The sequence below is a fragment of the Nocardioides sp. genome, from assembly GCF_025964975.1.
Lineage (GTDB): Bacteria > Actinomycetota > Actinomycetes > Propionibacteriales > Nocardioidaceae > Nocardioides.
This window is the reverse complement of sequence record NZ_JAOPXV010000145.1, coordinates 1-7,005: the sequence shown is the minus strand read 5'-3', so window position 1 is coordinate 7,005 and position 7,005 is coordinate 1. Positions and strand designations below refer to the sequence as shown.

The following is a 7,005-nucleotide window of genomic DNA, read 5'->3' as shown; positions in this document are numbered from 1 at the left end:
AGCATCCACTGCGGCTCGGACTTGAGGTTGGAGATGTTGCGGACGACGTCCTCGCTGAGTCCGCGCTGCGCGTTGGCGCCGACGTCGTTCTTGTCGGACCAGCCGAACTCGTAGCGGCCGATGCCCTGGAGCTCGGGGTTCAGTTCTTCGATGGAGGTCATGCCTTCTCCTTCTGGGTGGATGCCGACGTGGTCGACGTCGGGATGCAGGTCGTGCAGACACCGTCGCCGTGGGCGATGGTGGCAAGTCGTTGGACGTGGGTGCCGAGCACGCGGCCGATGGCCTCGGTCTCGGCCTCGCAGAGCTGCGGGAACTCGTGCGCCACGTGGGCCACGGGGCAGTGCTGCTGGCACAGCTGCTGGCCGATCGGCAGCTCACGAACGCTGGCGGCATAGCCCTCGGCGGTGAAGACCCTGGCCAGCGCCTGCGCCGAGGTCAGGGACGAGTCCTTGGCGACGACGGCCGCGTAGTCGCGCTCCACGAAGGCCACCCGGCGACGGGCGAACTCCATGACGGCCTCGTCGCCTCCGGTCTCGGAGAGGAACCTCAGGGCCTGGACCGCCAGGTCGTCGTACTGCTGGTCGAAGACGTCGCGTCCCGCGTCGGTGAGTGCGAACACCTTGGCGGGACGGCCGCGTCCGCGGCTCCCGTAGACCTTCTGCTCGCGCGCCTCCACGTGACCGCCCTCGACCAGGTGATCGAGGTGGCGGCGCACGGCGGCCGGCGTCAGGTCGAGCCGGGAAGCGAGATCGAGAGCCGTGGAGGGCCCGTTCTCGAGGATCGACCGAGCCACCCGGTCACGGGTGGGTGCGTCCCCGATCGGGGGCGCAGCAGTCGGCCTCATGAATTGCACAACGCAAGTGTGACGTTAATGCTTCCTCGCCTCAAGCAAGGGTCGCCTAACCCGTGCGCGTCCGACCGTCGACCGCGTCCACCAGAGCCGTCACCAGCCTGGCAGACTGCTCGTCGACCAGCTGTCGAGGCAGCTCCCTGAGCGGACCTCGAGCGGTGAGCGTGGCGAACCCGTGCACCCCCGACCAGCAGGTGATCACGGCGTCGCCGACATCCGCGGACGACAGCCCTCCTTCGGCGACAAGGGCCTCCAGCGCAGCTTCGAGCAGCTGGTACGGCGACAGGCCGGTGCCGCACGACGTCGACTCGGGCGCGGTGGTGTTGAGCATGTCGTCCATGGCGAAGAAGGCCACGTCGAACAGCCCCGGCTCGTCGAGGGCGAAGGCGATGTAGCTCTCCCCGACGGCCTGCAGCTTCGCCCGCCCGTCCGGCTCGAGGGTGTCAGCCATGCGGCGCTCGATGGCCGTGGCGAGCTGGGCGAGGGCGCGCTGGGCGACAGCACGCACCAGGTCGTCGCGGTCGGCGAAGTGGCGGTAGGCCGCACGGGGCGTGACCCCGGCGCGGCGAGTGACCTCGCGGAGCACGATCGACTCCGCACCCGCAGGCCGCGCGAGCTCGATGGCCGCCTCGACCAGGGCAGCGCGCAGGTCGCCGTGGTGGTAGGCAGTCGCCGTCATCCGGACAGGCTATTCAGTGGACATCATTATGTCCACGGTGTAGACATTGGAGTACGTGCAGGCGGGGGATCGCTGCCGGCCGATCAGCAGCGGACTTCTCCTGTCCGCATGAGCTCCGAGGGTGAGAGACATGTCGAGAGATGCGGCCATCGAGGCCGAAAACCTGGTGAAGAAGTTCGGTGACAAGGCGGCCGTCGACGACGTCAGCTTCAGCGTGCCGACGGGCACGGTGCTGGGCCTGTTGGGACCCAACGGAGCGGGCAAGACCACGACCGTGCGGATGATGGCCACCTTGACCAAGCCCACGTCCGGCACCGGACGGGTGGCCGGGCACGACATCATCACCGACCCGCGCCAGGTCCGCCGCAACATGGGCCTGACCGGCCAGGCAGCCACGGTCGACGAGCTGCTGACGGGCCGGGAGAACCTCCGGCTGATCGGATCGCTGTACGGCCTGTCGAGCGACTACATCAAGCGAGCGACCGACGATCTGCTCGAGCGCTTCTCCCTCAGCGACTCCGGCAACAAGATCGCCAAGACCTACTCCGGCGGGATGCGACGGCGTCTCGACCTGGCGGTGAGCCTGATCGCCACTCCCCCGGTGCTGTTCCTCGACGAGCCGACCACCGGGCTCGACCCGCGCAGCCGGCTCGAGCTGTGGGACGTGCTGCGCGAGCTGGTCAACGACGGCACGACGTTGCTGCTGACCACGCAGTACCTCGAGGAGGCCGACCAGCTCGCGGACAACATCGTGGTCATCGACCGCGGCAAGGTGATCGCCGAAGGAACGCCGTTGCAGCTCAAGGACCAGTCGGGGGCCGCCTCGTTGGTGTTGACGGTCTCCCACGCGGACGACCTGCCGCTGGCCGAGAAGATGCTGCGCGCGCACGTCGCCGAGGTCCACGTCGACCCCGGCGCCAGGCAGCTCACGGCCTCGGCCGAGGGGCTCCAGCACATGACCCGCATCGCGGGCCTGTTCGCGGACAGCGAGATCGAGCTGGACGACATCGGGCTGAAACGACCGAGCCTCGACGACGTCTTCCTCCACCTCACCGGACACCGCGCCGAGGACACCACCGAACCGACCGACGAGACCCGCATGACCGAAGAGGTGCCCGCATGACGAACATCGACCGAGGTCAGCGACTGATCCCGCGCCCGCAGCTCGAGCGCCCCGAGATCGTGCAGACGGGCGTGCTGCGGCAGTCGCTCTCCATCACCCGTCGCAACCTGATCCACATCAAGCGCATGCCCGAGATGCTGATGGACGTCACGATCCAACCGGTCATGTTCGTCCTGCTCTTCGCCTTCGTCTTCGGCAGCTCGATCTCCATCGAGACCGAAGCCGGCTACAAGGCCTGGCTGCTCGGCGGCATCATGGCCCAGACGGTCGCGTTCTCGTCCTTCATCGTCGCGGTCGGACTCACCGCCGACCTGGAGAAGGGCATCGTCGACCGGATGCGGTCGTTGCCGATCAACCCGGCCTCGGTCCTGATCGGGCGCTCGATCTCCAGCCTGATGCACTCCTCGATCGGCCTCGTCGTGATGTCGCTGACGGGCTTGTTGATCGGATGGCGGATCAACACCAACGTGGCCGAGGCAGCGCTGGGCTACCTCCTCCTGGTCGGCTGGGGCTTCGCGATGATCTGGATCGGCATCCTCGCGGGCTCGGCCATGAGGTCGGTGGAGGCCGTCAACGGCGTCATGTTCGCCACCATGTTCCCGATCACGTTCCTGGCCAACACGTTCGCGCCCACCGACAACATGCCGCCGGTGCTCCGGACGATCGCCGAGTGGAACCCGATCTCGAGCCTCACCCAAGCCGTCCGTGAGCTGTGGGGCAACGACTACCCGCTCCGCGAGGGCGCCGCGCTGCCCCTCCAGCACCCGGTGCTCGCGACCATGATCTGGATCGTCGTGCTCACCGCGGTCGTCGCGCCGCTGGCCATCCGCACCTTCAACAAGCGCACGGCCAGCTGACCGCGGACCCGGGCCCGGGTCTCTGGGGCCCCGGTCTCTAGAATTGGGTGGTGTCCGAGCCCGCAGTCCTCATCAGCGGCCTCGAGATGCAGTACGGCGACAAGCGGGCCGTCGACGGGTTGTCGATGCAGGTCGACCGGGGCTCGATCACCGCTGTGCTCGGCCCCAACGGTGCCGGCAAGACGACCACCCTCGAGACGTGCGAGGGCTATCGACGGCCGCAGGCCGGGACGGTCCGGGTGCTCGGTCTCGATCCCCATCGCGAACGAGCCGCCCTGCTCCCCCGTATCGGCGTGATGCTCCAGGCCGGCGGCGCCTGGAGCGGCGTACGCGCGATGGAGATGCTGGACCACATCGCGTCCTTGCACGCCCACCCCCTCGACACCGCGATGCTGCACGACCGGCTCGGTCTCGGTGACTGCGGGCGCACTCCCTACCGCCGGCTCTCCGGCGGCCAGCAGCAGCGCCTCGGGCTGGCCATGGCGCTGGTGGGGCGTCCCGAGCTGGTCTTTGTCGACGAGCCCACTGCCGGGATGGACCCGCAGGCGCGGCGTACGACCTGGGAGCTCCTGGAGGAGATCCGGGGCGACGGCGTGACGGTCGTGCTCACCACCCACCATATGGACGAGGCCGAGCGCCTCGCCGACCAGATCCACATCATCGACCGGGGCCGCCTGATCGCGTCCGGGTCCCCCACCGAGCTGACCAGCGGCGGCCGTTCGGCCACCATCCGGCTGGTCGTGACCCGCCCTTTCCCCGACGGGGCCCCGGAGTCGCTGCGCCGCGAGCTGGGCTCCGAGACCGAGGTCACCCAGCTCGACGACCGGAGCATGCTGGTCACCGGACCCGCCGACGGCGGCACGCTCGGCACCGTGTCGCGCTGGTGCGAGAAGCACGACGTCCTGCCGGAGTCCCTGACCCTGGGCCGGGCCACCCTGGAGGACGTCTTCCTCCGGCTCACCGGACGCGAGCTCGTGCCATGAACACCTTCACACCTCGTCCCGGCTCGGCCCCGCTGAGCCGTCAGGTCGCCGCGCAGGCGCGCATGGAGGCGCGCCTGATGCTGCGCAACGGCGAACAGCTCCTGCTGGCCCTCGTGATCCCCGTGATCGTGCTCGTCGGGGGGGTGCTCGCCGCCGACCGCCTCGGCCTCGACCTCTCCGGACACAAACCGGTCGACGTGCTGACGCCCGGCGTCCTGGCGCTGGCCGTGATGTCGACCGCCTTCACCTCCCTGGCGATCGCCACCGGCTTCGAGCGCCGCTACGGCGTCATCAAGCGTCTCGGCTCCTCCCCCCTCCCTCGTCACGGACTGCTCCTCGGCAAGGTGCTGGCCCTCCTCAACGTGGTGGTCCTGCAGCTCGTGGTGCTGGTGGTGGCGGGCCTCGTTCTCGGCTGGCGTCCCTCGCTCGTCCATCCCCTGGTGTCGGCGGGGTCCGTGCTGGTCGCGGTCGCGGCGGGCACCTGGGCCTTCGCCGCGCTCGGACTCTTTGTCGCCGGCGTGCTGCGGGCCGAGGCGACGCTGGCCCTGGCCAACCTGGTCTACCTGCTGCTGATGGCCGGTGGCGGCGTCGTGCTGCCGACCGCGGCGTACGGCGCAGCGGCCGGTCCCATCTCGTGGTTGCCCTCGGCGGCGCTCGGGGACGCCATGCGGGCCGCGCTCGTCGATGCGCGGCTCGATGTCACGGCGATCGCCATCCTCGTCGGCTGGGGTGTCCTTGCCACACTGCTGACAGCACGTACCTTCCGTTGGGAATAGCCATGACCGCCCTGGACCGCCTCGCCACCCTTCACCGCTTCGCCTGGCCGCTGGCCGTCGCCAACCTCGTCGCCAACATCGGCATCGTCGTCACCGGTGGCGCCGTACGCCTCACCGGGTCCGGCCTCGGCTGCCCGACCTGGCCCAGGTGCACCGAGGAGTCCTACGTCGTGCACGGCGAGCTGGGCATCCACGGGGCGATCGAGTTCGGCAACCGGATGCTCACCTGGGTCCTGGTCGTGATCGCGGTGACGACGTTCCTCGCGCTGTGGCGCAGCGAGCGTGAGCGGGCGACGCGGCTCGCAACGGTGGTCGCCCTCGGCATCCCGGCCCAGGCCCTGCTCGGCGGCGTCACGGTGCTGACCCGGCTCAACCCGTGGATCGTGGCGCTCCATCTGCTCATCTCGATGGCGATCATCGGGGTCTGCGTGATGCTCCTCGACGAGCTGCGGGGCCCGGCCCGTCCCGCGACCGACCGCCTCCGAACCCCCGCTTGGTTGGTATTCGGCGCAACCTGGGTCGTCCTCTACCTCGGCACCGTGGTCACCGGCAGCGGACCGCACTCGGGCGACCTGGAGTCGCGGCGCACCGGGCTGGACCCGCAAATGATGTCCCACGTCCACGCCGCCGCCGTCTACGCCCTGGTCGCCCTGACCGTGGGCCTCGTCGTGGTCGCCCACCGACAGGGCGCCACCCTCGTGCGCAACGCGGCAGCCGGGTTGCTCGTGCTCGAGCTGGCCCAGGGCCTGCTCGGCTTCGTGCAGTACTTCACCGACCTGCCCGAGATCCTGGTCGGGGTGCACATGCTGGGAGCGGCGCTCATCTCCGCCTCGGTCACCTGGGCCGTGCTGACGACCCGCTTCCGACACCCTCAGCCGAAGAGCAGCGGGTCCAGGGCGACGGCCACGAACAGCAGCGAGAGGTAGAGGTTGGACATGTGGAACAGGCGCATCGGGTTGATCTCCTTGAGCGAGTCTGAGGACTTCGTGCGCTGCCACATCCGGTGGGCCTCCACCAGGAACACGACGCCGAGCACGGCCGCGGCGACCGGGTAGAACAGGCTCGTGTCGGCGACCGGCCACAGGGCCAGCGACGTCGCCACCATCACCCAGGCGTAGAGCACGATCTGCCGGCCCACCTCGGTCGCCGGCGCGACCGCCGGCAGCATCGGGACGTCGACGTTCGAGTAGTCCTCGCGGTAGCGCAGCGCCAGCGCCCAGGTGTGGGGCGGAGTCCAGAAGAAGACGACCAGGAAGAGGATCACCGGCGTCCAGGCCAGCTCCCCGGTCACGGCCGTCCACCCGATGAGCGCCGGGAAGCAGCCCGCGAGGCCGCCCCACACGATGTTCTGGGTCGTCCGCCGCTTGAGCACCATCGTGTAGACGAAGACGTAGAAGGCGTTGGCCAGCACCGAGAGCGCCGCGCTGAGCCAGTTGACCCACAGCGCCAGCACCACGGTGGACAGGACGGCCAGGATCGTCGCGAAGACCAGGGCCGAACGCGCGGTGACGATGTGCCGGGGCAGTGCTCGTCTCCGGGTGCGGCGCATCTGCTCGTCGATGTCACGGTCGTAGACGCAGTTGTACGTCGACGCGGACCCGGCCGACAGCGCGCCGCCGACGACGGTGGCCGCCACCAGCCCCAGCGACGGGATCCCTCGTTGGGCGAAGAACATCACCGGCACGGTCGTCAGCAGCAACAGCTCGATGACACGTGGCTTGGTGAGGCCGACGTACG

8 protein-coding genes are annotated in these 7,005 nt (G+C 69.5%); 5 read left to right on the top strand and 3 right to left on the bottom strand.

The window, feature by feature from the left end:
* Positions 1-157 precede the first annotated feature (157 nt).
* Together JWN68_RS11085 and JWN68_RS11080 are read right to left on the bottom strand one after the other, a co-directional pair.
* Positions 158-844 (bottom strand): metalloregulator ArsR/SmtB family transcription factor, encoded by a 687-nt coding sequence (locus JWN68_RS11085; RefSeq protein ID WP_297738679.1) that lies wholly within the window; start codon positions 842-844, stop codon positions 158-160.
* 55 nt (positions 845-899) lie between these two features.
* Entirely contained in the window at positions 900-1,529 is a 630-nt protein-coding gene (locus tag JWN68_RS11080; RefSeq protein ID WP_297738677.1) for a TetR/AcrR family transcriptional regulator, read from the bottom strand.
* A gap of 130 nt (positions 1,530-1,659) precedes the next feature.
* On the opposite strand from JWN68_RS11080, the gene JWN68_RS11075 reads away from it, so the two are divergent.
* Genes JWN68_RS11075 through JWN68_RS11055 form a run of 5 tightly spaced genes read left to right on the top strand, consistent with a single transcriptional unit; the run spans position 1,660 to position 6,194 of the window.
* Complete coding sequence (locus JWN68_RS11075; protein ID WP_297738675.1) at positions 1,660-2,652, top strand: ATP-binding cassette domain-containing protein; 993 nt, start codon at positions 1,660-1,662, stop codon at positions 2,650-2,652.
* Complete coding sequence (locus tag JWN68_RS11070) at positions 2,649-3,509, top strand: ABC transporter permease (RefSeq protein ID WP_297738673.1); 861 nt, start codon at positions 2,649-2,651, stop codon at positions 3,507-3,509. Before JWN68_RS11075 ends, JWN68_RS11070 begins: the two co-directional genes overlap by 4 nt.
* A 50-nt stretch (positions 3,510-3,559) precedes the next feature.
* The gene (locus JWN68_RS11065; RefSeq protein ID WP_297738671.1) at positions 3,560-4,492 is read left to right on the top strand and encodes an ABC transporter ATP-binding protein; all 933 of its coding nucleotides are present in this window, start codon (positions 3,560-3,562) and stop codon (positions 4,490-4,492) included.
* Positions 4,489-5,268, top strand: coding sequence for an ABC transporter permease (locus JWN68_RS11060; RefSeq protein ID WP_297738668.1), 780 nt, complete (start codon positions 4,489-4,491; stop codon positions 5,266-5,268). Before JWN68_RS11065 ends, JWN68_RS11060 begins: the two co-directional genes overlap by 4 nt.
* Positions 5,269-5,270: 2 nt before the next feature.
* Positions 5,271-6,194: a COX15/CtaA family protein gene (locus JWN68_RS11055; protein ID WP_297738666.1), complete on the top strand. Its 924-nt coding sequence runs from the start codon at positions 5,271-5,273 to the stop codon at positions 6,192-6,194.
* Here the strand turns inward: JWN68_RS11055 and JWN68_RS11050 are convergent.
* Positions 6,140-7,005 (bottom strand): heme o synthase (locus JWN68_RS11050; protein WP_297738664.1); only part of this gene is annotated, 866 nt, incomplete at its 5' end. The two genes, JWN68_RS11055 and JWN68_RS11050, sit on opposite strands and share 55 nt — an antisense overlap.